Here is a 23,308-nt window from a genome sequence, read left to right as displayed (position 1 = left end):
TGAGGGGATGTCGAACGCGGGACGCGGGTCGTACGTCCTACGTCGTACGCCAAAAGCCAAACGCAAAACGCAAGACGCCTATACCCTTGGCCCTCGGCCCTTGATCCTCGACGGCGGTTCACTACGAGCCCCCGCTTCCTGCCTTCAGCATGGTAATCTTGGCCTCATGGCAGGCTACGACCAGATCCAGGAGACGGTGCAACACATCCGCTCCACCACCGACTTCACCCCCGAGATTGGCATCATCCTGGGCTCAGGGCTGGGCCCCCTGGCCGACGAAATCGAGCCGGTAGCGGTGCTGCCCTATGCCGAGCTACCCCACTTTCCCCACTCCACCGCCCCAGGTCACGAGGGCAAGCTGATCCTGGGGCACCTCGAGGGCAAGCGGGTGCTCGCCTACAAGGGTCGGGTGCACTACTACGAAGGCTACGAGACCGACGCAGTGGTGTTCCCCCAGCGGGTCGGGTTCTTCCTGGGAGCCCGCACCTTCTTCGTCACCTCGGCGGCAGGGGGGCTCAACCCCAACTGGAACGCGGGCGACCTGATGCTCCACCTCGACTACATCAACTACGCGGGGCTCTCCCCCCTGCGCGGTCCCAACGACGAGCGCCTAGGGCCACGCTTCCCGGTGACCTTCGACGCCTACGACCCTGATCTCATCGCCAAAGCCCGTGCAGTCGCCCGCGCCCAGGACATCACCCTGCGCGAGGGGGTGTACGCCTGGTGGCCGGGACCGCAGTTTGCCAGCCGCGCCGAGTTGCGCCTGCTGCGCCAGATCGGGGCCGACGCCATCGGCATGAGCACCGTGCCCGAGGTGATCGCCCTGCGCCACCTGGGCGCGCGGGTGCTGGGGCTTTCCACCATCACCGACATGGCCATCCCCGACCGCGACCACCACGCCACCGAACAGGAGGTGCTCGAGGTCGCCGCCCGCAGCGGGGCCACCTTCCGCAAGTTCGTGCGCGGCATCCTGGCCGCGATGTGAGCAATGGGCCTGGCGAAGGTATTGCAGCGCATCGAGCAAGCCGCCCGCCGGGCGGGGCGCGACCCGGCCTCGGTCAGGCTGGTCGCGGTGACCAAAGGCCATTCCCCTCAGGAGATCCGCCAGCAGGTGCTGGTCTACGGCAATTACCCCCTGGGCGAGTCGCGGGTGCAGGAGGCTTTGCCCAAGATGGCCGAACTCGAGGGGGTGGAGTGGCACTTCATCGGACCCCTACAGCGCAACAAGGCCAAGTTCGTGCTCGACTTCGCTCTCATCCATTCGGTCGATTCGCTGCGGCTAGCCCAGACCCTCGACCAGAAGGCCCGCGAGAAGGGAAGGGTGCTGCCCATCCTGGCCGAGGTCAACCTGGGGCGCGAGCCGCAGAAGCACGGCTTCCTCGAGGAAGAACTCCCCGAGGCCATCGCTCAGCTTCGCGCCCTGGAGGGCCTCGAGCTGCGCGGGCTGATGACCGTGGCCCCCTACACCGAAGAACCCCAGACCGTGCGCCCCGTCTTCGCCCAACTCTCCCGCCTGGCCGACCGCTACGGCCTCCCCGAGCGCAGCATGGGCATGTCGGGCGACCTCGAGGTCGCCGTGCAGGAGGGGGCGACGCTGGTACGGGTGGGCACGGCCATCTTCGAGCCGGATTGAAGGATAGCCGCTTGCGAAAAGCAGAACGCCCAAAGCCACGACCCCACTGCGTTTTGTGTCCTGCGTTGGGCATTCAGTCTCATCCATTGCCAAACCGATGGTCGCACCATTAGCCTTGGAATCAGAGACCGCTATGGACCTGACGCCCCTCGACGTTCGCTATCAGGAGTTCAAGCAAGGGCTGCGGGGCTATGCCGTAGCTGAGGTGCGTGAGTACCTGGCCCAAGTAGCCGACCGCCTCACCGCCCTCACCGAGGAAAACGAGAGCTTGCGGGAGCGCATTCGCGTCCTCGAGAGCGAGCTGAGCCAGGCCCGCGAAGGCGAGGCCGACCTCAAGCGGGCGGTGGTGGCCGCCGAGCGCATCGCCCGCGACATCAAGCAGCAGGCCGAGCGCGAAGCTGAGCTGATCAAGCGCGAAGCCGAAGCAGCCCGCGAACAGACCATGCAGGAGATTGTCGCCGAGATGAAACGCATCCGCGGGGATATCGAATCCCTGCGGCAGGAACGCGACCTCTTCATCAACCAGTTCCGCGCTTTGCTCGAGGGCTACCTTACCTCGCTGGATCGCTATAAGCGTCCGTGAACCCTAGCCGTGCCAACAGCGTGAGCAGGATTTCGCGCTGGTAATAAGCCGGTGAGAAGCTACCCTTGACGGGGTATCCCCTGGCTTTGAGGCCCAGCCTTTCGGCCAGCAGCATCGCGCGGGGCAGGTGGGGGTCGTCGGTCACGATGAGGATGGCCTGATCCCTGACCACGGGCAGGATGTTCTTGAGGTTCTGCCAGGTGCTGCGGCTTTGCTCCTCGCAGGTGAGGGCCTCGCGCGGCACACCCCGCGCCTGCAGGTAGTCGCACCCCACGCCCCCTTCGCTATAACGGTCTCCGGGTCGCTTGCCTCCCGTCACGATGACGGCTGGGGCGATCCCCTGCCGGAACAGCTCCAGGGCGGCCTCGAGCCGATTCCTGAAGATGGGAGAAGGCTTGCCGTTGTACTGCGCAGCCCCCAGCACCACGATGTAGTGCGGCGCGCCTCCCCCCGCACCCCTGACCCAGATTCCAGGGGTCAAAAGCAGGAGCAGCCCGAGCAACAAGGCCAGCCAGCGCACGAACTTCAGTCTACCCAAAACCCCCACTTCCCGCCCAGCACGCCCAGGCCTTTGAGGTAATCCCGGACGGCCCTTTTTCCCTGGGCGAGGGCAGCTTGGAACCCTTCTTGCCCAAGGAGGTAGAGCATCGAAGCCAACTCCCCCACTACCGTGAAGCCCCGCAAGGCTTGCTCCTGCTCCCAAAGGCTGTGAGCCAGGCGCTCTGAGCTTTGCCAGGGCCGCTTGAGGTAGTGCTCGGGTCCGTGGTGGGCCCCGAGCTGTCGCCGGTAGTGGGCCAGTTCCTCTCCCTTCAGCTCCGGAACGGCGCCCGGAGCGCAGTAGTGAGCTTCAAGGTCGGTCAGGACACCCCGACAGGCCAGTGGGCGGGCGGAGTAGGCCGAGCAAGTGGCCTCAGGGGTCAGCAGCAGGCAGGGGTTGGCCTCGGCGAAGTAACGCCCCGGAAAATCCGCGCTGTGCTTTTCCCGCCGGATGCGTCGCAGCCGGGCCACCCCCTCGGTCTCGAGGCGCTCGAGCCCGCCGGGCTCGAGCCGCTTGCGCAGGTACTGGGCCTCGGCCAGGCCCACCGTCACCAGGGCGTGGCAACAGAAGGCGCAGCCCGCCCGGCAGCTCACCCGCAAGCCTGCATGCTCGAGGTAACGCCGGGTCCGCGCGTCCTGGGTGCGGTGAGCCTGGGCTACGAGCTGCTCGAGGGTTCGCATCTTCCCAAAGTTTAAGGCCCGCCGCCCCCGGCGTAGCGTTCCTAGACTTTTTCCGAAGTCGCCAGTCGGGCGCGTCGTGGCTGTCCCTCCTTGCCCCCTCGTTAAAAGGGCTCAGGCATCCAGCGTTTTGCATTTGACGTAGAACTGTAGGACCCCTGGCGTTCGGCATACGATGGCCAATTATGCGTCCCCAACAGCAATATCCCCGTTTTTCGACGTTTAACGGCATCGATCACGAGCGGAGGTGGTACAATCCCACAGTCATGAACGTACTGGGTCGCATCACTGCTATGCCAACCCTGCCCGAGCCCATCAAGGGGCTGCGCGAGGTGGCTTACAACTTCTGGTGGAGCTGGAACCCGTCGGCACAGCAGGTATTCGAGCGCCTCGATCCTTTGCTTTGGAAGCGCTTCCGCGGTAACCCGGTCAAGGTGCTGCTCGAGGTCCAGCCCGAGCGCCTGGAGAGCCTCGCCCAGGATGCCTCGTTCAGGGGTGAGGTGGAGGCGGTGGTCTCGGCCTTCCAGAAATACCTCTCCAGCCGCCCCGAAAACCAGCACCAGGTGGCCTATTTCTCCATGGAGTACGGCTTTCACGAGTCGCTGTCGATCTACTCGGGTGGTCTGGGCATCCTGGCCGGCGACCACATCAAGTCGGCCAGCGACCTGGGGTTGAGCCTGGTGGGGGTGGGCATCTTCTATCATCAGGGCTACTTCCGCCAGGTGCTCACCGCCGAGGGACAGCAGACCGAAGCCTACGACGAGTACAGCGCCACCGAGCTTCCGCTGGTTCCCGTACATGACGGTGAAGGCAGGCCCCTGCGGGTGGGGGTGGAGTTCCCCGGTCGCACCGTGCAGGTCACGGCCTACAAGGCCCAGGTGGGCACGGTTCCGGTCTACCTCATGAGCACCAACATCCCTGAAAACTCCCCCGAGGACCGCCGGATCACCGCCCGCCTCTACGATCCCGGCCAGGAAGCCCGCATCCAGCAGGAGCTGATCCTTGGCATCGGCGGGGTGCGGGTGCTGCGGGCGCTGGGCCTGGCCCCCACGGTGTTCCACATGAACGAGGGGCACGCCGCCTTCCAGGGCCTCGAGCGCATACGCGAGCGCATCGCAGCCGGGATGCCCTTCCGCGAGGCGTTCGAGCTCGTCGCCGCCTCTTCCCTCTTCACCACCCACACCCCCGTACCTGCGGGGCACGACACCTTCCCCCTCGAGCTCATCGACCGTTACCTCGACGGCTGGTGGAGCCGCCTTTCCATCAGCCGCGAGCAGTTCCTGGCGCTGGGCCTGGAGCAGAAGGAATACGGCCCGGTGTTTTCGATGTCGCACCTGGCGCTGGCGACCTCGAGGGCCGCCGGTGGGGTTTCCAAGCTGCACGGCGCGGTCTCGCGCGAGATGTTCCACGATATCTGGAAGGGGCTAGAGGTCGAGGAGGTGCCCATCTCCCACATCACCAACGGGGTCCACACCTGGACCTTCCTCCACCCCGAACTGGCCGAGCTCTACGACCGGGTCTTCCCCAAAGAGTGGCGCGAACGGCCCTGGGAGGCGAGCTTGTGGAAGGCCGAACTGCTGGGTGAGGCCGAATTGTGGCGCATCCGCAACAAGCTGCGGGCCCGCCTGGTAAGCGACGTGCGCCAGCGGCTCTACGAAACCCGCCGCCGCAACGGCGAGATTCCGGCCCGGCTGCGGGCCACCGAGAAGGTGCTCGACCCCAACGCCCTCACCATCGGCTTTGCTCGCCGCTTCGCCACCTACAAGCGGGCGGTGCTGCTGTTCAAGGACCCCGAGCGCCTGCTCAAGATCATGAACGGCCCCTACCCCCTCCAGTTCGTCTTCGCTGGCAAGGCTCACCCCAAGGACGACCCCGGCAAGGCCTTCATCAAGGAACTCGTGGCCAAGATCAAGGAGCTGGGCCTCGAGGACCGCATGATCCTGCTGGAGAATTACGACATGGGCATGGCCCGCACCCTGGTGCAGGGTGTGGACGTGTGGCTCAACACCCCCCGCCGCCCCATGGAGGCCTCGGGCACCTCGGGCATGAAGGCCGCGCTCAACGGCGCACTCAACTTCTCCATCCTCGACGGCTGGTGGGCCGAGGGCTTCAACACCCGCAACGGCTGGGCCATCGGTGACGACCGGGCTTATGCCAGTGATGAGGCCCAGGACATCGCCGACGCGCAAAGCCTCTACGACACCCTCGAGTTCGAGATCCTGCCGCTGTTTTACGCACGGGGCGCCGAGGGCACCCCTACCGGCTGGCTGACCATGGTGCGCGAGAGCATCAAAAGCTGCGGCCCCACCTACTCAGCCGCCCGCATGGTGCACGAGTACGACCTGAAGTTCTACACCCCCCTCGCCGAGCGAGCCAGGGCCCTCGAGGCCAACGGTGCCCAGAAGCTCAAGGAGCTGGCGGCCTGGAAGAGCCAGGTCGAGCGGGTGTGGGGCAACGTGCGGCTGTGGGTGGACAACCCCGGCGACACCATGGCCAACGGCGAGGGCATGTCGATCAAGGCTTACCTCGCCGCCGAAGGGCTGCCCGAGGACACCCTGCGCGTCGAGCTGGTGGTGCGCCGGGGTACGGGGGAGCTCGAGGTCGTGCCCCTCCGACCCCAGGGCCGTGAGCGCGAGGCGCTGATCTACAGCGGCACCTACTCTCCCACCCGCCCCGGCTCCTACGTCTACGGCGTGCGGGCAGTGGCGGTACATCCCAACCAGAGCGAGATTGAGTTCGTGCGCTGGGCGGGCGAAGTCCCCCACCCCGAGTACGCTCACCGCTAGACGTCTCCGGGGTGACCCCATCAAAAGTCACCCCGGCCGACCCTTCCGCCCTCCGACGCCCCTCCCACAGGCGCCTATCTGCGAGTCTGAGGTGCCCTCGAGGGGCTAATGATCGCGTTTTAATAAACACTTGTCGGTCCCGGTGAAGCCGTGCGAACGGTCCGGCCAGGCCAGTACTCAAGCAAAGACGCACCCGCGAACCCCGGCTACGGCAGCAGGTGTTTTCTCCGGATAATGAACATTCCAGCGCAGGCTCTTCACCCATGCTTCCGTTGGCACTCCCGCGCTGATGAGCGAAGGCCAAGGCTTCGATAGAGGTACCACTCTATCCCTCAAAGCATGTTGAAAAACGTAGTAACGTAGACACGTGGGTACACCCAACTGTACAGACTTAATATCACAAGTTCAATCACTAGCTGACCGCGTTCATAAGCTCGAGAGAATGATCCAAGGCGCAACGTCGCTCCCGCCGGACAAGTTCTGGGCTCTACATGCTCTCACACAGGACGATGACGGTGGGGGGAGGATTGTCTACGCCGGTGTTTTAGAAACCCCGAAGGCTGGACGGGTAGCCTGGCAAAAAGAAGCTGCGGTTGCTGAGTTACTCAAGGCGGATTGGACACAGGAAGCCCCAGTGCTTGGGGCACTAGGCCACCCTATACGACTAGCAATCCTGAAATCCCTGCTCATGGGTTCGCAGACCATTCAAGAACTCTTGGAAATCCCTGGCTTGGGCACTAGTGGACAGCTATATCACCATCTTCGCGAGCTCCAAGCAACCGGTTGGATACATCAGGAGCGCCGCAATCATTACGCTATTCCGAAGGATCGAATTGTGCCTTTATTGGTAATAATAGCCATCGCCTCAAGCTAAGCTAAGCACACAACGGGTTTCTCACAAAAAACCTCCCCAACACGACATCTAAAGAACTGGCGGGACATTTTACCTAGATCCATTAGGCATATGGGGGTGTTTAGGCGGTCTACTGGCTCGCCGTACAGCTCGAGTCCCGGAAAAAGTTTTCTACACCCCGCTATACTCCTCCCACACATCAGCCGGAGCCTACTTGGCTTGACATCAAATGATGGTTGTGGTATTAGATTTTACGTAAATACGTATTTTAGGTGTGTTTACAATTTATCGTCAGAAGGAGACTAATACATGCGCAAGTTGAAGGCGATTGCTCTTTCTGGGGTGTTGTTGGCCGGTGGTTTAACCTTGGCCGATTCTGCCGATAGCTGTTCTACTTCAAGTGTCTGGCCTTGGGTCGAAGCTGTATCGCTGGCTGGCAGACCACCGAGTGTTGGTCACGACAGGAAGCTGTCAGGGTGAATCCTGCTCTATCAGGGGTCGAACGTAGAGCTATGCAATCGTCACCGTGGTTGGAAAAGGTTTTCTATCTAGCGCTGCTGTACTTCTTCCTACTTGAATTCCTTGTCCCTGGGCTTCAAAGCGTGTGGGCAACAAAACTCGGCCTATCCCTTGCAACCGGGTTCATGTTGCTGTGCCTCCTGACATGGCTACTACAGTGGCTAGGCCGAGTGCGACAGCATCCTAGGGCGGCTATAAGCTTGGCGTTGAGCCTCATCTCCCCACCTATCCTTGCAACGGGCCTCCTCCAGCTTATTGGTGGATTCGTAGCCTTAGCCCGCTACCGCTTCCACCCACCTAACGCAGATACATACAAGCAGAAGGTTAGCTACATCCTTCCTTTCAAGGGGGTGTGGTGGGTCGCCAATGGTGGACCAGACGCGTCTACTTCGCACTCCTGGGATCTCATAGGCCAGCGCTATGCCTATGATTTCACCATTGCTGATGACGGCGGGAAGAGCTATCGCCATGACGGGCGACGAGTCGAGGATTACCACGCCTTCGGGGCTGCGGTGTTGGCACCGGCAGATGGTATCGTGGTAGCGGTCCAAAATCGCCACCGCGACTGCCCATGGCCAGGCATAATTGACCCTTTAGCCTGGAGCATTCTTGGCAATTACGTGGTGATACGCCATGCGGATAACGAGTACAGCCTCCTCGCTCACCTGCGTCGGGGAAGCCTGAGGGTACGCCCTGGGGAGCGGGTGCTACAGGGACAGGTGGTTGGAGAGTGCGGTAACTCCGGGCACTCCACCGAACCCCATTTGCACTTTCAGGTCCAGGACCATCCAAACTTCTTCCTGGCTGCTTCCCTCCCGGGGCGCTACAACCGATGGTGCCGTGTTAAGGGAGGCCATTGCCCACAAATGGAGGAAGGCTTTCCCGTGCGGGGGGAGCATGTGGCAAACTTCGAAAGTGCGCCTGATCATCTGCACTTCGCCCGATGACTCGATAGTCATGCAGTCCTCGAGCTTGGTAGGCTTACCCCATGACACGCCTATTGCCCTTTCGCTTCGACCAGGGTGAGCAGACCCTCTGGCTCCTCGACCAGCGCAAGCTGCCCTTCGAGGAGGTGTGGGTGCCCTGCCGCACCGCGGCCGAAGCCGCCGCGGGCATCCGCGACATGGTGGTGCGGGGCGCCCCGGCCATCGGCGTGACCGCCGCTTACGGCATGGTCCTGGCCCACCTCAGCGGCGAGGACCCTGCCGAGGCCGACCGCGTTCTGCGCCACAGCCGCCCCACCGCCGTCAACCTCTTCTACGCCCTCGAGCGCATGAAGCCCCACTGGGGCAATCCAGAAGCCAGCCTAGCTGAAGCCAGGGCCATCTGGGAGGAGGTGGAGCGGACCGAGCAGGCCATCAGTCAGCACGGCGCAGCGCTTCTGAAAGGCCAGGTGCTGACCCACTGCAACACCGGCCCGCTGGCCACCGGCGGCTACGGCACGGCGCTGGGGGCCATCGTGGAGGCTCACCGCCAGGGTCGGGTGAGTCACGTCTGGGTGGACGAGACCCGCCCCTACCTCCAGGGCGCGCGCCTGACGGCGTACGAACTGTGCAAGGCCGGGGTTCCCGCCACCCTCGTCACCGACAACATGGCCGCCCACCTCATGAGCAAGGGCCAGGTGGACGCGGTGATCGTGGGCACCGACCGCATGGCCACCAACGGCGACTTCGCCAACAAGATCGGCACCTACGCCCTGGCCGTGCTCTGCCACTACCATGGCATCCCCTTCTACCCCGCGCTGCCGCTGTCCTCGGTGGACCCCAAGCTCAATAGCGGCAAGGACATCCCCATCGAGGAGCGCAGCGCGCTCGAGGTCACCACCATACGGGGGGTTCCCATCGCCCCCGAGGGCTTCCCCGCCGCTCACCCCGCCTTCGACGTGACCCCACACCACCTCATCACGGGCATCGTGACCGAGAAAGGCGTGTTGTACCCGCCCTTCGACGAGTCGCTGCCGCGGGCGCTGGCGAGGGGCGCGGGACGGCAAGCGTCGGTAGCTGATAGCTAATAGCCGAACGCTAAACGCCAGACGCTGGGCGTGGGTCTTACGTCTTACGTCGTACGTCCTACGCAAAACACCTTGCTCCCCCCTTAGCAAGGGGGGCCGGGGGGATACCCACACGAGCCACAAACTGACGGCTGAGGGCTGACCGCTGATAGCTGACCGCTCATTTGTGGCAGAATAAATCCAGAATGTCTGCCTTCCTGGAGACCCTGCTAGGCGTGCGCTGCCCTGGCTGCGGGGGAAAGCTCGATCTGGCCGGGCTCTGTAGGGCTTGTCGCGAGGAGTTGAGGCCCCGGCACGGCTCTAACCTGGTTTACCTTGGCCACTACCAGCGCTGGGGGCGGGTGGTACGGGCGCTGAAGTACGGGGGCAAGCGGGACCTGCTCGAGGCCCTTATTCCGCCTCTGACCGTGGGGGTGCAGCAGAGCTGGTGGAGCCTGCACGGGGTCACCGCCGTGCCTACCCTTCCCTATCGCAAGCTGGTGCGAGGCTACAACCAGGCCGAGTTGCTGGGTCGGGCGCTGGCAAGGGCCCTCGAGCTGCCCTACCAAGAAACCCTGACCCGCCAGCGCTACACCCCCTCCCAGACCCGGCGTCGCCTCAGCGAACGGGCAGAGCTGCCCGAGGACACCTTCCGACCTCGAGGCCCCCTCCAGGGCCGCTGGCTGCTGGTGGACGACGTGATCACCAGCGGCAGCACCTACCGCCGCGCTCGTGCTGCGCTGCTCGAAGCCGGTGCCCAGAAGGTCTACGGCGCGTGTATTAGCGTGCGAAATCCCAATGTTCTGAGGGATATATCGCTATAATGCCCGCAACCCTGGCGCTCTTGCGTCTGCGGCTTGACAGGAGGCGGGCTGTGAAAGGTGCGAAGATTCGCAGGCTCGAGGAGTTGCTCACCCACCTCAAGGAAGGCCGCTACAGAATCGGTCCTCACGTAGCCAAGCACATGGTCCAGGAGGGTTTTACCGAGCTGGACGTGATCCAGGCGACCCAGTGGGGCCGTGAGCTGGCCGTCTACCCCGAAGACCAGCGCATGCTGGTGCTGGGTTACATGGCCTTCCCCCCGAGGCTGCGGCTGCCCTTGCACGTGGTGCTCGAGTACGCCCAGCCTCGCTGGGTGGACATCGTGACCGCCTTCATCCCCCGCGAGCCACACCGGGTGTACTCCAGGGCCCGCGTGGCTGCGCTGGTGTGCTTTGATGGCGAGGTGGAAAAGGTACGCTGGGTCAGGCCCCGCTTCCTCACCGAGGACCAGATCCCCCGCTAGCCGGATACCGCTACACCCCTACAAGATCAACATCGCGTCGCCCAGGCTATAGAAGCGGTAGCGCTGCTCGACGGCAGTGCGGTAGGCCCGCATGGTCAGTTCGTGGCCCGCGAAGGCCGAGACCAGCATCAGCAGGGTGGACCTGGGCAGGTGAAAGTTGGTGATGAGAGCGTCCACGACGTTGAAGGTGAAGCCGGGGCGGATGAAAAGCTGGGTCTCTCCCTGGCCTGCGCGAAGCTTCCCCTCTTGCCAGGCCGACTCGAGCGTGCGGACCACCGTCGTCCCCACCGCGACCACCCGGCGGCCCTCGGCCTTGGCGCGGCCCACGGCCTCGGCGGTCTCGAGCGGCACCTCGTAGGGCTCGGCGTGCATGGTGTGGCGCTCGGGGTCGTCCTTGACCGGCTTGAAGGTGCCGGGGCCCACGTGCAGTGTGACGTAGCGGGTCTCGACGCCCATGGCGCGGATGCGCTCGAGCAGCTCCGGCGTGAAGTGCAACCCCGCCGTGGGGGCCGCCACCGAGCCCGGCGTGCGGGCGTAGACGGTCTGGTAGCGCCGGGGATCTACGGAGGCGTGGATGTAGGGCGGCAGCGGGGTTTGGCCCAGGGCCTCCAGGTGCTCCCACACGTTGTCAGAGAAGCGCAGCACGCGGGTTCCGTCCTCCTCGACGGCGATGACCTCGGCCTCCAGGCCGTCGGCGAAGCGCAGCCCGCCCTTGGCCCGCTTGGCGGGCTTGAGCATGGCCTCCCAGACGCTTCCCCGCCCCTCGGCAAGGAGGGATAGCTCCCGCACCAGCAGCACCTCGATGGGCGTGCCGTGGGGGTTGGTGGCGAAGAGCCGGGCCGGGATGACCTTGCTCTGGTTGAGCACCAGCACGTCCCCCTCGCGCAGATACTCCACCACGTCACGGAAGACGCGGTGCTCGAGCCCCCCGTCGTCGCGGTGCAGCACCATCAGGCGCGAGGCATCGCGGGGCTCGACGCCCGCCTGAGCGATGAGCTCGGGAGGGAGGTGGTAGTCGTAGTCGTCCAGTCGGTTCATGTTCACGGCAGAGCTTGGGGCGAGGCGGGACCTCACCCTTGGCTGCCCTATCGGCTCAGGGCTGGGGTGGCAGGGCGCTGGCCCGCTCCCGGTTGGGCATGAAGGGGTCGGGGATATCCGCCAGGTGCACGAAGCGGTCCACGGCGTCGATGAGCCGCTGGGAGGTGGTTTCCTTGAAGGCGATGACCTCCACGCGGATGCCGCGCTCCATCAGGACTTCCACGATGTCGACGAAGTCGCCGTCGCCCGAGCCCAGCACCACCACGTCGAGGGTGTGCATCAGACGCACCATGTCGGCGGCGATGCCCATGTCCCAGTTGCCCTCGTAGATGGGCTTGCCCTCATCGGTGGTCTCCTTGACGTGCAGGTTCATGCGGCGCACCCGGTAGCCGATGGTGGAGAGCTTGTAGATGAAGGGCCACGCCGAGGTGTCGCCCTCGCGCTCGACTACGTAGGCCGTAGCCCGCACCAGTTGCCGCTGTGCAGTGGCGTACTTCAAGAGGCTCTCGAAGTTGACGTTCTTGTCGTAGTAATCGCGCGCCGAGTGGTAGAGGTTTTGAGTATCTACAAACAGGCCCACACGCTGAGCAGGGCTCCAGCCCGGAAAATTGTTCATGTTTTGTCTCCTCTAAAAGGTAGGGCGCTCCCCTAGCCATTATGCCAGAGGCAGAGTGGCTTGAGGAGGTCAGCCTGCGTTGCGCAGCCCGGCAGCGATGCCCAGCAGGGAGAAGAGCAAAGCCCGCTCGAGCCCCGTGCGCTCCGGGGCCTCCGGCGGGGTTTGGCGGTAACGGGCCAGGAGTTCGACCTGCACGTAGCTGATGGGGTCTACGTAGGGGTTTCTCAGCTCGGTCTGGCGGGCCAGGATGGGGCGGTTGTGCAGCAGGGGGCCCTCGAAGGTCTCCTCCAGCAAGACCCTGGCCTCCTCGAAGGCGGCGGCAATGTCGGGGAAGAAGCTCTGGGCGAGTCGTGGGGGCACCAGACGCAGGTATTCCTGGGCGATGCCCAAGTCGGCGACCGACATGGCCTGGGCGGCGGCCTCGAGGGTGCTCTTAAAGAAGGGCCACTCGCGGTACATCTCGCGGCGCAGCTCGGGCTCGATGGCCCGCAGGCCCGCCTGCAAGCCGTACCAGCCGGGGAGCAGCAAGCGCACCTGGGTCCAGGACATCACCCAGGGGATGGCCCGCAGGTCCTTGATCTCGCGCACCCGGCCCGAGCGATAGACCGGGCGGCTGGCGATGTTGAGCGCCGCAATTTCGCGGATGGGGGTGAGGTGTTCGTAGAACTCGAAGAAGCCGGGGCGGGCCAATAGCTCGCGGTAGGCCTGGGTCGAGACCTCGGCGGCGTGCTCGAGCGCTTCGCGCCAGAGGGGCTTCACCGGCGCTTCCCCGCCGTAGGCGTCGCGGGCGGCGGCCAGGCCCAGGTGGTAGAGCAGTTGCTCGAGGTTGCGGTAGGCCAGGTCGGGGTGGCTGTAGCGGTCGGCCAGGGCCTCGCCCTGCTCGGTCAGGCGCATGCGGGCGCCCACCGTGCCCGGCGGTAGGCTGGCCAGCGCCCGGCCCGCGCTCCCCCCGCCCCGCGCGGTGCTGGTGCCGCGCCCGTGGAAGAAGCTCACCCGCACCCCGTGGCGTGCCGCCGCCTCGGTGATGGCCTCCTGGGCCCGGTAGAGCGCCCAGTTGGCCGCCAGGAAGCCCGCGTCCTTGTTGGAGTCAGAGTAGCCGATCATGATCTCGAGCACCCCCCGCCCCTGGGCGTGGGCCTTGAACACCGGATTGCGCAGGAGTTCCTCAACTACCTGTGGGGCCGCTTGCAGGTCGGAGAGGGTCTCAAACAGGGGCACTACGTCGAAGGGCAGGGCCTTGCCCACCCGGTACAGCCCGACCTCACGGGCCAGGGTGAAGACCTCGAGCAGGTCGCTGGGGTAGTGGGTCATGCTCACCACGTAGGCCCCCCGCGCCTTCCAGACCGTCAGCGCGCCCAGCGCCACCTCGAGCGCGCGGCCTTGGGGCTTGTAGCCCACCGGGGCCAGCGGACGGGGAGTGGCCAGCTCACGCGTGAGCAGGGCAGCGCGGGCGGAGGGCTCGAGGGCGGCGTAGTTCTCCTCCACCCCGGCGATTCGCAGCAGCTCGGCCACGGCCTCGGTGTGCTGGCGCGACTCCTCGCGCAGGTCCAGGGCCACCAAATCCAGCCCCAGCGCCTCGGCCCGCAGGCGTAGCGGGCGAACAATACGGCGGGCGGCGGTCCCCAGGCCCACCTGATTCAAGCCCTGCTCGACCCGGCGCAAATCCGACAGCCACTCACCGGGCAGCCTGTAGCCCTCGCCGGGCTGCTCCCCCAGCATGGCCCGCAGCTTGTAACGCAGGCTCATCAAATAGCGGCGGTATGTTTCTGCGGCAAAGCGGTCGGGCAGGCCCAGTTGCCGCATGGCCAGCTCGGCTTCCTCGCGCACCTCGCGGGGTACGGGCAGGCGCTCATCGGAGAGAGAGAGATCGCGGATGAGCGCGTCCACCGCCTCCACGTAGCGGGCCAACAGCAGCTCGCGGGCGTAGTGTTGCGCCCAGGCCGTGGTGTCGGGGGTGACGTTGGGGTTGCCGTCGCGGTCGCCCCCGATCCAGCTGCGGAACACGATGGGCACGCTGAGGTCGGGACGCTGGCCGTACTCGGCCTCGACGGCGGCCTCGAGCCCCTCTACCAGCCGGGGCAGCACCTGCCAGAGGGTGGCGGGCAGATAGTACAGCCCCCCCTTGACCTCGTCCTGCACGGTGGGGCGGCTGTGGCGCAACTCGAGGGTGCCCCACAGCAGGGCCGCGCGGGCCTGGATGTCCTCCTCACCGGCCTCACCCCGCTCCAGGCCCTCCAGAAGCCGCTCGGCCTCGGCCAGGTGGTGGCGCACGGTGCGGCGGCGGGTCTCGGTTGGGTGGGCGGTGAAGGTCAGGTGCAGCCGCAGGTGCCGCAGCAGATCGCTGACCTGCTCGAAGCTCAGCCCCTGCGCCTTGAGCTGCTTTACAAGTGCCCGGAAGGACTCCGAGCGGGGCCTGTCGGGGGTGGAAGCCTGCTCCCTCGAGCGGTTGACCCGTACCCGGTGCCGCTCCTCGGCCAGGTTGACCAGGTGGAAATAGGTCGAGAAGGCCCGCACCAACCCCTCGAGGCTGGCGAGGTTGAGCTGGGCGATGAGGTCGCGCACCTTCTGCCTCGCTTCGCTATCGCCCGGATGCTGGCGCAAATGCTTGCTGAGGGCGCGAACGTCCTCCTCGAGGTCAAATAGTTTCTGGCCCGAGAGATCCACGATGGCCCGGCCCAGGGCCCGGCCCAGCAAATCCACCTCGCGCTTGAGCTGGTCGTACAGAGGATCAACGACAGGTTGAATCATAGGGAACGGTTGCCCAAGGGCAACTTGTGCATAAGTTTACACGCTTTGGTGTACCAAAATGCGGGGGAAAGAGCGAGGGCGGGCACGTGGGCCCGCCCCTACGTCATGCGGTTAGCGTTCGGCGTTGGGTGTTTTGCGTACGGCGTACGACGTAGGACGTACGACCCGCGCTCGGCGTTGGGCGTTCGGCTATCAGCTAGCGGCTATCGACCATCGACTATCAGCATTCCACCTACCCCAGCTCCACCTCCCCCCGGAACACCCGCCCCACCGGCTTTCCGCCTTCCCAAAGGGTCAGGTCGGCGGGGGCATCGGGGCGGATGAGGCCGTGCTCGAGCCAGCCTGCCGCCAGCGCGGCGCCACGGGTGAAGGCCCACAAGGTTTCAGCCTCGTTGAGCGACTGGGTGGGGTTGAGGGGATTGTGGAGGGAAGCCTGGATTCCAGCCAGCACGTCGGGCAGAGCGACTGGGGCATCGGAGCCGAAGGCTAGGGGGAGGCCGGTGTTCCACAGGTCACGCAGGCGGAAGGCTTCGTGCTCCTTGCCAGGGAGGTGGTGGCGCACGAGGTCGGCGTCCTCGAGCGCGTGGATGGGCTGCATGGAAAGGGCCAGGGGCAGGCCCTTGAAGCGGGGCAGTTCCTCGTCGCGCACGTGCTGGGCGTGTTCCATGCGGAGCGGACGAGCGGGCGAGACCAGCGGGGCGAGTTGCTCGTACACCTCCAGCAACCCCCTCACCGCCTGCGTCCCGATGGCGTGGGTCACCACGCCAAAACCCGCCCTGAGCACGGCCTCGCCCTGCTCACGGATGAACTCGAGCGGGTCCAGGACGATGCCGTGGGTGCCGTCGGGGTAGGGCTCGATCATCCAGGCCGTGCGGCTGCCCAGCGCCCCGTCGGCGAAGAACTTGACCGCGGCCACCTCGAGCGAATCCCCGCGCCAGCCCGGCTTCACCCCCTGCCAGTTGTCCTTGTCCATAGCCCACCACAGTCGCAGCGGCAGCCGTCCGGAACGGGCCAGTTCCTCGGCGTACTCCAGCGGGCACCAGCCCATGTGGTGGGTAGCGGTGTACCCCCGGCGGGCCAGGTCGCGCAGGCCGCGCTCGAGGTCGGCCACGGTCCCCGGCGGCAGGATGCGCTGGATGTAGCCCTGGGCGGTCTCGAGCAGATACCCCGTGGGCTCTCCTACCCCGTCGCGCACGATGGCTCCCCCCTCGGGATCAGCGCTGTCCCGGCTCACCCCGGCTAGCTCGAGGGCGCGGGTGTTGGCCCAGCCCGAGTGCAGGTCGCGGCTGCGCACGAAGACCGGGTGATCGGGAACCAGCTCATCCAGGATCGACCTATGCGGGTAGTGGTCGAAGAGATAGCCCGCCCCGCGAATCCAGGTCCCCGGCGGCAGGCTTCGAGCACGCTCGGCCACCCTGCGGGCCACCTCACGGGGGTCGTGAACGCCCGACAGGTCGAGGCGTTCCAACTGCTCCCCCCAACCCAGCGGGTGCGTATGTGCATCATGCAGGCCCGGCGTGATGCGCTCGAAGCGGGATTTTTTGGCCCTGGGGTAACGGGCCGAGAGGTCGTGCTCCAGCCCCACGTCGGCGATGCGGTCGCCCTCGAGGTACACCGCCTGCGCCCGCCCCACCTCGGTCATGGTCCAGACGTCTGCGATGAGTAGCATGGGGATCAGTTTATCGGGTGACGGGAAGCGGTAAACCGTCAGCGGTCAGCCGTCAGCCATCAGCGGGAGGCCCGTGGCCTCTGGTAACCCCACCTTCCCTCCCCGCACGCGGGGAGGGTTTATCCCCCCTAACCCCCCTTGCTAAGGGGGGAACAAGGCGTCTTGCGTTTGGCGTTTTGCGTACGACGTAAGACGTACGACGCACGCCCCGCGCCCGGCCACCGGCTATCAGCTATCGGCGTTCAGCGTTGGGCGTTCGGCCATCAGCTATCCCCCCTCCGCCCAAGGACCTACGACCCACCCCTCCCAGCGCCATATACTTTCCCCATGCCCCAGCGGCGCTACCTCTACCACGGACGCATCCTCAACTTAGCCATCGAGGACGAGAGATTCGAGATCGTCGAGCACAAGCACGCCGTGTGCATCCTGGCCGAACGGGAGGGGAAAATCCTCTTCGTGCGGCAGTATCGGCCCGCCGTCGCCAGCGAGACCCTCGAGATCCCCGCCGGGCTCATCGAAGAAGGCGAGGAGGCGCTCGAGGCCGCCCGGCGCGAGTTCGCCGAGGAGGCCCAGCTCACGGGGGATTTCGAGTACCTCAACAGTTTCTACGTCAGCCCCGGCTTCTGCGACGAGAAACTCCACGTCTTCAGGGTCCGCAACCTGCGCCCCGCCTCTGGCATCCCCGACGATGACGAGGATATCGTAGTGGAGTGGCACGACCCCCGCGAGGTGCTCAAGGCCGCGCGGGAGAACCGGACGCAGATCTCGGCTTCGGCCATGGCCGGGATTTTGTTCTACCTCAGCGACTATGCTGCTGATCAATGACCCCCAGGACGCCCCTCCTGGCCCCAAGGTAGTGGCGGTGGGCAGCTTCGATGGCCTGCACCTGGGCCATCAGCACCTGCTACGGCAGGCCCTCCAGGACGCCCATGCCCACCACATGCCGCTGCTGGTCTACACCTTCGACCCCCCCAGCAAGGTCTTCATGAAGGGCGAGGGCTTCCTCACCGACCTCTCCGAGAAGACCGAGCTGCTGCGCGGCCTCGGAGTCGAAATCGCCCTGATCGTGCCTTTCAACGAGGAGTTCGCCCGCCGCGACAAGAGCGAGTTCCTCGGCGACCTGCGCGGCCTCGAGGCCCGCCTGATCTACGTGGGGGAGGATTTCCGCTTTGGCCGGGGCCGGGCCGGGGGCCTCGAAGACCTGGCGAGCGTGGCTCCTATCCGCGTCCTGCCCCTGCTCGAGCTGCCTCGAGACATCGCCTTGCGGCCCGACCTGGCCAACGGGCCGGTCAAATCCAGCCGGATACGCGAGTTGCTCAAAGCAGGTGATGTGGAAGGGGCCAGGGGGCTCCTGGGGCGGCCCTACTCGGCTAGGGGCATCGTGGTCGAGGGCGACCATCTGGGGCGCACGCTGGGCTTTCCCACCGCCAACTTGCAGGTCTCGGCCATGAAGGTACTACCGCTGGGGGTGTACGCGGTGCGGGTACGAACCCACGAAGGGGAGTACGGAGCCGTCGCCAATGTGGGCCACCGGCCTACCCTGGGTGGCCGGGTCCTGCGCTTTGAGGTACACCTGTTCGACTTCGAGGGCGACCTGTACGGTCAGGAGCTCACCGTGGAGTTCATGCACAAGATTCGCGACGAGATGAAGTTCGGTTCGCTCGACGAACTCAAGGCCCAGATCGCCCGCGACGCCCAGGCGGCTCGAGCCGCCCTGGACCTAACCTGATCCGCCTCACGTTACGCACGAGCAATCCGGTGCTCGATCTCAAAGCTTACGATATTGGTCGGCCAAATACCGGGATGATCACAAAAGATTCGCGTTACGAACGTTATTGCTGGCGATCATACGCTGGCCGTATCGGGAGGGCTTAAGTATAATGTTCGCGCGAAGGAGGAAAAACATGCGCAAACCTGCTGTGTTGAGCATAATCGGTGCGGCTGTTTTGGCTGCGTCCGCCCTGGCCGCTGATTTCATCACCTTCGGCTCGGGCTCCACCACCGGGGTGTACTTCCCCGTAGCCACCGGCATCTCCAAGCTCATCAACGATGCCAACATCGACATTCGGGCCAACGCCCGCTCCACCGGCGGCAGCGTGTTCAACATCAACGCCATCGCCTCGGGCGAACTCCAGATGGCGCTGGTGCAGAACGACATCGCCTTCTACGCCTACAACGGCAGCACCATCCCGGCCTTCGAAGGCAAACCGGTGAAGTCCATCCGCAGCGTGGCGATCCTCTACCCCGAAGTCATCCACGTGGTGACCCGCCGCGACTCCAAGATCGCCTCCATCAGCGACCTCAAGGGCAAGCGGGTGATCGTGGGCGACGTGGGCTCGGGCACCGAGCAGAACACCCGCCACGTGCTCGAGGCCTACGGCCTGAGCTTCTCAGATCTGGGCCAGACCATCCGGGCCAGCGCCTCGGCGGGCATCACCCAGCTCCAGGAGGGCAAGGCCGACGCGATGTTTTACACCGTGGGCCTGGGCGCTTCCGCCATCCAGAACCTGGCTCTGACCACCCAGGTCAACCTGGTGCCCATCGAGCCCGACAAGATCAAGGCCATGCAGCGAAAGTACCCCTTCTACGACCAGGTGGTCGTCCCCGGCAACACCTACAAGGGCGAAGCCGTGAGCACCATCACCGCCGCAGTGAAGTCGATGTGGATCGCCGCCGATTCCCTCAGCGCCGACGCCGTGTACAACGTGCTCAAAGCCACCATCGGCAACGAGAAGGCCTTCAAGGAGATCCACCCCAACCTGGCCCGCTACTTCAGCCTCAAGGGTGCGGTGAGGGGCCTGCCGGTGCCGCTGCACCCCGGTGCTGAGCGCTTCTACAAGGAAATCGGCGTGCTGAAGTGAGGGCGTGACCTCAGGCAGGGATGGCGCTGCCGTCCCTGTTTTTTTCGGTTGTATATTGACGTATCTTTTTGGCGTTATCCCTGAAGGAGTCGCAATGAGCGAAGTAGATAAGGCTCAACACCTCCTGGAGGAGGTCGAGTTTGGCGGGCGCAAACCCAGGGGCTGGGTGCGCTGGCTGGTTCTGGGGCTGGCAGTGGGCTGGAGCCTGTTCCAGATGTACGCGACCTATGTGGGCACCTTGAATGATCTGGTCTGGCGGGCCACCCACCTGGCCTTCGCCTTCGCCCTGGTGTTCCTGGTGTATCCCTTTGGCAAGCGCAGCTCGAGGAGCCGGATCCCCTGGTTCGACTGGGTTCTGGGGGTCGTGGCCGTGGGCTCGGCGCTGTACGCGGTGTTCGAGTACCGGGGCATCCTCGAAGAGCGCGGCGGTTTCGGCAACCGCACCGATATCTGGGTCGCCTCTTCCACGGTGGTCATGCTGCTGCTGGCCGCCTGGCGGGCCATCGGTCCGGCCATGCCCATCATCGCCGGAGTTTTCATGCTCTTTGCCCTCTCGGGCCCGGCAGGGCTGATCAAGCTCGAGCTGCCCGGCATCCTGGGCGACCTGCACGCGGGAGCTAGCTGGCGCTCGCTGATGAACCAGCTTTTCATGAACACCAACGACTCCATCTGGGGCACGCCCATCGCGGTTTCGGCGGAGACGGTGTTCGTGTTCGTGCTCTTCGGGGCCATCCTCGACCGCGCGGGGGCTGGGCAGTTCTTCACCGACCTGGCCTACAGCCTCCTAGGCGGGGTGCGCGGCGGCCCAGCCAAGGCCTCCATCATCGCTTCCGCGCTCAACGGGATCGTCTCGGGGTCTTCGGTGTCCAACGTGGTGACCGGCGGCCACTTCACCATCTCGACCATGATCCGCGCGGGCTACACCCGCGAGAAGGCCGGGGCCATCGAGGTGGCCTCTTCCTCCAACGGTCAGCTCATGCCCCCGGTGATGGGCGCCGCCGCCTTCATCATGGCCGACCTGCTGGGCGTGCCCTATCCCCAGATCATCATCTTCGCCATCCTGCCTGCCATCCTGGCCTACGGCTCGCTGCTGGTGGTGGCTGACCTCGAGGCCGCCAAGCTGGGTCTGCGTGGGATGGCGCGCAGCGAACTCCCCGACTTCGGCAAGACCTTGCGCAGCGGGCTGCACTATCTGCTGGTGCTGGGCTTCCTGCTGTATTGCCTGCTCTTCGACGATCCCTTCCGCGCCGGGATCAACGGTCCTCTCACCCCCAACACCTCAGCGCTGTACACGGTGTTCGCACTGATGCTGGTGGTCCTGGTGCAAGAGCTTTACCTGGGCTGGCGCAGAGGCAACCTGGTCATGGGCCTGCGCTCGGGGGCACAGATGATCGTGGAGGGGCTCGAGAACGGCGCGCGCAACATGGTGGGCATCGCCATCGCCACCGCGGTGGCCGGGATCATCGTGGGCGTGGTGCTCATCACCAACGTCGGCACCGGCCTGGCCGACATCATGCGCACGCTGTCCTTTGGCAATTTCATCGCCGCACTGGTGCTGGCTCAGCTCATCAGCCTCTTCCTGGGCATGGGCGTGCCCACCACCGCCAACTACGTCATCATGGCCACGCTGATCGCACCCACGCTGTTCAGGCTGGGCGGCGAAGCGGGCCTGGACTACGGCAGCCTCACCTTCGGCACCAACGAAATCGCCATCCTGCTTATCTGCATCAATTTCTTCGCCTTCTACTTCGGCATCATGGCCGACTCCACGCCACCCGTGGCGCTGGCAGCCTACGCCGCCGCCGCCATCTCCAAGGGCGACCCCTTCAAGACCGGGGTGCAGGGCTTCGTCTATGAGCTGCGCACCGCGCTTTTGGCCTACATGATCGTCTTCGACCCCAAGATCCTGCTCATCGGAGTGAGCAGCTTCGGCGAGGGTGTGTGGATCGCGGTGACGGCCCTGCTGGGCATGACGGCCTTCGCAGTGGCGACGATTGGCTACCTGGCGGGGAACGTGAACTGGCTGCTGCGGCTGGTGATGCTGGCCTCGGCGCTGCTGCTGGTCTCCAGCGGCTTCGTCAGCGACCTCGTCGGCATCGCCCTCTTCGCCACCACCTACGCCTGGCAGCGCTTCGTGCTGAGCCGCAGGCCCGTGCAAACCTGAAGCAATGCCCGCCCCATCCTTACAGCGCTGGCTCGAGGCCCTGCTCGAGCCGCAAACACCCCTGCCGCACCGCAGGCACGGCTACGTGCTGCTCTACGCCGTGAGTGGGGTGGCCCAATTGCTGCTGGCCGCACTGGTGTTCGCACTGCTCGAGCCGCTGGGCGCGGTACCCGGCTGGGTGGGGGCGGTGTATCTGGGCATCGCCCTGACCGCCTGGGCCTGGCTGCTGCGGCGCAAGCAACTCGCCAGGCTCAGCAAGCAAAGAACCCGCCACGCCGCCAGCGCGCTGCTGGACGTGGCCGGTCTCTCCACGAGCTTGCTGCTCGCGACGATCGGCCTGCGGGCTGAATTGCCGCTGTGGGCCTTGCTGATCGTGGGTTTTGCCCTCGCCGCCTACGCAGCCGGGCTAGCTGGCCTTCTGCGTCAGCTTGAACAGCCGTGACCACCAGTGCGGTGCAGGAGCGTTCCGCTCCCGCGGCGGCTGGATCAGGCGCCGGATTTCGCTCAGAGCCTCCCTGGCCCGCTCCTGTCCGAGTTCGAAGAGCGCCCCAGCCTGCGAGGCGTCGAAGGTGTCGATGGGATGAGGCGGGTTGAGCCGCACCACCAGATCGGCCTGGCCTAGCGCCAGTTCAACCAGGCGGCGGCGCGAGGCTTCCCCTGCCTGCAAGGCGGCCTCGAGAGCGGTCTTGGGCTCGCTCCAGATGTAGGGGTTGGAGACATCGAAGGCCACCACCGGCCCTAGCCCCAGGCTCAGCGCCGCAGTGACCGGGACCTTTTCGGCCACGTCGCCATCGACCAGCACCCGCCCATTCCAGCGCACCGGTGGGAAGATGCTGGGGATCGCGCTGCTGGCCCGGATGGCCTCAGCCAGCGGCCCCGAGCGCAGGGCAACAAGCTCGCCGGTGTTGAAGTCGGCGGCCTGGATCACCAACGGGAGGGGGCTATCCTCGATCTGCTTGGTGCCGAAGAGCCTGAAGAGCCCTTCCTGGTAGTAACGCCCTTCGGCCAGGGTGGGCTTGCGCAAGAACTCCATCACCCGCACCATCTGGCGCAACTTGCCGCTTTTTTGCAGGCGCTCGAGTTCGGGGTCGTAGAGGGTGTGCAGGACGAAGCTGGGCTCTAGCGGCAGGTCTAAAGCATAGATGGCCGCAGCCAGCGAACCCGCCGAGCTGCCCGCGATACCTGCGACGGGAATGCCCTCTTCGCGCAAAACTTTGAGCAGCCCCAGATGGGCTACTCCTCGCACACCACCCCCGCCAAGCGCAAGCACGACACCCATATTTTTAGAGTAGAGCCACTCCTTCGGTTTAGAATGAGAGCTTATTCCACTTTGCGCTTACCATTGTGG

General features: G+C 65.3%; 20 protein-coding genes. 13 read left to right on the top strand and 7 right to left on the bottom strand.

Annotated features, from left to right (window positions below; all coding sequences use genetic code 11):
- The first annotated feature begins 166 nt into the window (after positions 1 to 166).
- The 3 genes from Mrose_RS00510 (at position 167) to Mrose_RS00500 (ending at position 2,216) form a co-directional block, all read left to right on the top strand.
- Positions 167 to 985 (top strand): purine-nucleoside phosphorylase, encoded by an 819-nt coding sequence (locus tag Mrose_RS00510; RefSeq protein ID WP_119275475.1) that lies wholly within the window; start codon positions 167 to 169, stop codon positions 983 to 985.
- 3 nt (positions 986 to 988) lie between these two features.
- The gene (locus Mrose_RS00505; protein ID WP_119275474.1) at positions 989 to 1,633 is read left to right on the top strand and encodes a YggS family pyridoxal phosphate-dependent enzyme; all 645 of its coding nucleotides are present in this window, start codon (positions 989 to 991) and stop codon (positions 1,631 to 1,633) included.
- Between the two features lie 133 nt (positions 1,634 to 1,766).
- Positions 1,767 to 2,216, top strand: a complete 450-nt coding sequence (locus Mrose_RS00500; protein ID WP_119275473.1) for a DivIVA domain-containing protein — start codon at positions 1,767 to 1,769, stop codon at positions 2,214 to 2,216.
- On the opposite strand, the gene Mrose_RS00495 is transcribed toward Mrose_RS00500, so the two are convergent.
- Both Mrose_RS00495 and Mrose_RS00490 read right to left on the bottom strand, forming a co-directional pair.
- Entirely contained in the window at positions 2,185 to 2,736 is a 552-nt protein-coding gene (locus Mrose_RS00495; protein WP_119275472.1) for a YdcF family protein, read from the bottom strand. The genes Mrose_RS00500 and Mrose_RS00495 overlap by 32 nt on opposite strands.
- Positions 2,737 to 2,741: 5 nt before the next feature.
- Positions 2,742 to 3,434 (bottom strand): YkgJ family cysteine cluster protein, encoded by a 693-nt coding sequence (locus Mrose_RS00490; protein WP_119275471.1) that lies wholly within the window; start codon positions 3,432 to 3,434, stop codon positions 2,742 to 2,744.
- Between the two features lie 263 nt (positions 3,435 to 3,697).
- Here Mrose_RS00490 and glgP point away from each other — a divergent pair, with 263 nt between their 5' ends.
- The 5 genes from glgP to Mrose_RS00465 all read left to right on the top strand — a co-directional run bounded on the left by glgP (position 3,698) and on the right by Mrose_RS00465 (position 10,864).
- On the top strand, positions 3,698 to 6,217 hold the full coding sequence (glgP, locus tag Mrose_RS00485; RefSeq protein ID WP_119275470.1) for an alpha-glucan family phosphorylase: 2,520 nt from the start codon (positions 3,698 to 3,700) through the stop codon (positions 6,215 to 6,217).
- A 1,365-nt stretch (positions 6,218 to 7,582) separates the two neighbouring features.
- Positions 7,583 to 8,536, top strand: coding sequence for a M23 family metallopeptidase (locus Mrose_RS19740; protein WP_119275469.1), 954 nt, complete (start codon positions 7,583 to 7,585; stop codon positions 8,534 to 8,536).
- 41 nt (positions 8,537 to 8,577) lie between these two features.
- Positions 8,578 to 9,600 (top strand): S-methyl-5-thioribose-1-phosphate isomerase, encoded by a 1,023-nt coding sequence (mtnA, locus tag Mrose_RS00475; RefSeq protein WP_119275468.1) that lies wholly within the window; start codon positions 8,578 to 8,580, stop codon positions 9,598 to 9,600.
- Positions 9,601 to 9,785: 185 nt separating this feature from the next.
- Positions 9,786 to 10,403 (top strand): ComF family protein, encoded by a 618-nt coding sequence (locus Mrose_RS00470; RefSeq protein WP_182482612.1) that lies wholly within the window; start codon positions 9,786 to 9,788, stop codon positions 10,401 to 10,403.
- Entirely contained in the window at positions 10,403 to 10,864 is a 462-nt protein-coding gene (locus tag Mrose_RS00465) for a DUF4258 domain-containing protein (RefSeq protein ID WP_420808326.1), read from the top strand. The genes Mrose_RS00470 and Mrose_RS00465 overlap by 1 nt, the downstream gene beginning before the upstream one ends.
- 18 nt (positions 10,865 to 10,882) lie before the next feature.
- Here the strand turns inward: Mrose_RS00465 and queA are convergent, their stop codons facing one another.
- From queA to Mrose_RS00445, 4 genes are all read right to left on the bottom strand, one after another.
- Positions 10,883 to 11,902 carry a tRNA preQ1(34) S-adenosylmethionine ribosyltransferase-isomerase QueA gene (gene queA, locus Mrose_RS00460; RefSeq protein ID WP_119275467.1) on the bottom strand — a complete coding sequence of 340 codons (1,020 nt, stop codon included), beginning with the start codon at positions 11,900 to 11,902 and terminating at the stop codon, positions 10,883 to 10,885.
- 55 nt (positions 11,903 to 11,957) lie between these two features.
- On the bottom strand, positions 11,958 to 12,518 hold the full coding sequence (locus tag Mrose_RS00455; protein ID WP_119275466.1) for a LabA-like NYN domain-containing protein: 561 nt from the start codon (positions 12,516 to 12,518) through the stop codon (positions 11,958 to 11,960).
- A 69-nt stretch (positions 12,519 to 12,587) separates the two neighbouring features.
- Positions 12,588 to 15,266: a phosphoenolpyruvate carboxylase gene (locus Mrose_RS00450; RefSeq protein ID WP_119275465.1), complete on the bottom strand. Its 2,679-nt coding sequence runs from the start codon at positions 15,264 to 15,266 to the stop codon at positions 12,588 to 12,590.
- 232 nt (positions 15,267 to 15,498) lie between these two features.
- Positions 15,499 to 16,935 (bottom strand): amidohydrolase, encoded by a 1,437-nt coding sequence (locus Mrose_RS00445; RefSeq protein WP_119275464.1) that lies wholly within the window; start codon positions 16,933 to 16,935, stop codon positions 15,499 to 15,501.
- A 327-nt stretch (positions 16,936 to 17,262) separates the two neighbouring features.
- Here Mrose_RS00445 and Mrose_RS00440 point away from each other — a divergent pair, with 327 nt between their 5' ends.
- The 5 genes from Mrose_RS00440 (at position 17,263) to Mrose_RS00420 (ending at position 22,402) form a co-directional block, all read left to right on the top strand.
- Positions 17,263 to 17,760: an NUDIX domain-containing protein gene (locus Mrose_RS00440; RefSeq protein WP_119275463.1), complete on the top strand. Its 498-nt coding sequence runs from the start codon at positions 17,263 to 17,265 to the stop codon at positions 17,758 to 17,760.
- Positions 17,744 to 18,664: a riboflavin biosynthesis protein RibF gene (gene ribF, locus Mrose_RS00435; protein WP_119275462.1), complete on the top strand. Its 921-nt coding sequence runs from the start codon at positions 17,744 to 17,746 to the stop codon at positions 18,662 to 18,664. The genes Mrose_RS00440 and ribF overlap by 17 nt, the downstream gene beginning before the upstream one ends.
- 175 nt (positions 18,665 to 18,839) lie before the next feature.
- Entirely contained in the window at positions 18,840 to 19,796 is a 957-nt protein-coding gene (locus tag Mrose_RS00430; protein WP_119275461.1) for a TAXI family TRAP transporter solute-binding subunit, read from the top strand.
- Between the two features lie 94 nt (positions 19,797 to 19,890).
- Positions 19,891 to 21,960 carry a TRAP transporter permease gene (locus Mrose_RS00425; RefSeq protein WP_119275460.1) on the top strand — a complete coding sequence of 690 codons (2,070 nt, stop codon included), beginning with the start codon at positions 19,891 to 19,893 and terminating at the stop codon, positions 21,958 to 21,960.
- A gap of 4 nt (positions 21,961 to 21,964) precedes the next feature.
- Complete coding sequence (locus Mrose_RS00420) at positions 21,965 to 22,402, top strand: hypothetical protein (protein ID WP_119275459.1); 438 nt, start codon at positions 21,965 to 21,967, stop codon at positions 22,400 to 22,402.
- Here the strand turns inward: Mrose_RS00420 and Mrose_RS00415 are convergent.
- On the bottom strand, positions 22,367 to 23,239 hold the full coding sequence (locus Mrose_RS00415; RefSeq protein WP_119275458.1) for a patatin-like phospholipase family protein: 873 nt from the start codon (positions 23,237 to 23,239) through the stop codon (positions 22,367 to 22,369). The genes Mrose_RS00420 and Mrose_RS00415 overlap by 36 nt on opposite strands.
- Positions 23,240 to 23,308 lie beyond the last annotated feature (69 nt).

It is taken from the genome of Calidithermus roseus, from assembly GCF_003574095.1.
In the GTDB taxonomy this organism is placed as follows: Bacteria; Deinococcota; Deinococci; order Deinococcales; family Thermaceae; genus Calidithermus; species Calidithermus roseus.
Note: the sequence above shows the minus strand (reverse complement) of the source record. Positions and strands in the feature narration are given on the sequence as shown.

Bases quoted from the DNA above. Each gene is read 5' to 3' on its own strand.
- Mrose_RS00420 (WP_119275459.1), top strand. From the start codon at position 21,965: ATGCCCGCCCCATCCTTACAGCGCTGGCTCGAGGCCCTGCTCGAGCCG.
- ribF (WP_119275462.1), top strand. From the start codon at position 17,744: ATGCTGCTGATCAATGACCCCCAGGACGCCCCTCCTGGCCCCAAGGTA.
- Mrose_RS00450 (WP_119275465.1), bottom strand. From the start codon at position 15,266: ATGATTCAACCTGTCGTTGATCCTCTGTACGACCAGCTCAAGCGCGAG.
- Mrose_RS00465 (WP_420808326.1), top strand. From the start codon at position 10,403: ATGCCCGCAACCCTGGCGCTCTTGCGTCTGCGGCTTGACAGGAGGCGG.
- Mrose_RS00470 (WP_182482612.1), top strand. From the start codon at position 9,786: ATGTCTGCCTTCCTGGAGACCCTGCTAGGCGTGCGCTGCCCTGGCTGC.
- Mrose_RS00415 (WP_119275458.1), bottom strand. From the start codon at position 23,239: ATGGGTGTCGTGCTTGCGCTTGGCGGGGGTGGTGTGCGAGGAGTAGCC.
- Mrose_RS00510 (WP_119275475.1), top strand. From the start codon at position 167: ATGGCAGGCTACGACCAGATCCAGGAGACGGTGCAACACATCCGCTCC.
- Mrose_RS00425 (WP_119275460.1), top strand. From the start codon at position 19,891: ATGAGCGAAGTAGATAAGGCTCAACACCTCCTGGAGGAGGTCGAGTTT.
- Mrose_RS00505 (WP_119275474.1), top strand. From the start codon at position 989: ATGGGCCTGGCGAAGGTATTGCAGCGCATCGAGCAAGCCGCCCGCCGG.
- glgP (WP_119275470.1), top strand. From the start codon at position 3,698: ATGAACGTACTGGGTCGCATCACTGCTATGCCAACCCTGCCCGAGCCC.
- mtnA (WP_119275468.1), top strand. From the start codon at position 8,578: ATGACACGCCTATTGCCCTTTCGCTTCGACCAGGGTGAGCAGACCCTC.
- Mrose_RS00500 (WP_119275473.1), top strand. From the start codon at position 1,767: ATGGACCTGACGCCCCTCGACGTTCGCTATCAGGAGTTCAAGCAAGGG.
- Mrose_RS00445 (WP_119275464.1), bottom strand. From the start codon at position 16,935: ATGCTACTCATCGCAGACGTCTGGACCATGACCGAGGTGGGGCGGGCG.
- Mrose_RS00490 (WP_119275471.1), bottom strand. From the start codon at position 3,434: ATGCGAACCCTCGAGCAGCTCGTAGCCCAGGCTCACCGCACCCAGGAC.
- Mrose_RS00455 (WP_119275466.1), bottom strand. From the start codon at position 12,518: ATGAACAATTTTCCGGGCTGGAGCCCTGCTCAGCGTGTGGGCCTGTTT.
- Mrose_RS00440 (WP_119275463.1), top strand. From the start codon at position 17,263: ATGCCCCAGCGGCGCTACCTCTACCACGGACGCATCCTCAACTTAGCC.
- Mrose_RS19740 (WP_119275469.1), top strand. From the start codon at position 7,583: ATGCAATCGTCACCGTGGTTGGAAAAGGTTTTCTATCTAGCGCTGCTG.
- queA (WP_119275467.1), bottom strand. From the start codon at position 11,902: ATGAACCGACTGGACGACTACGACTACCACCTCCCTCCCGAGCTCATC.
- Mrose_RS00430 (WP_119275461.1), top strand. From the start codon at position 18,840: ATGCGCAAACCTGCTGTGTTGAGCATAATCGGTGCGGCTGTTTTGGCT.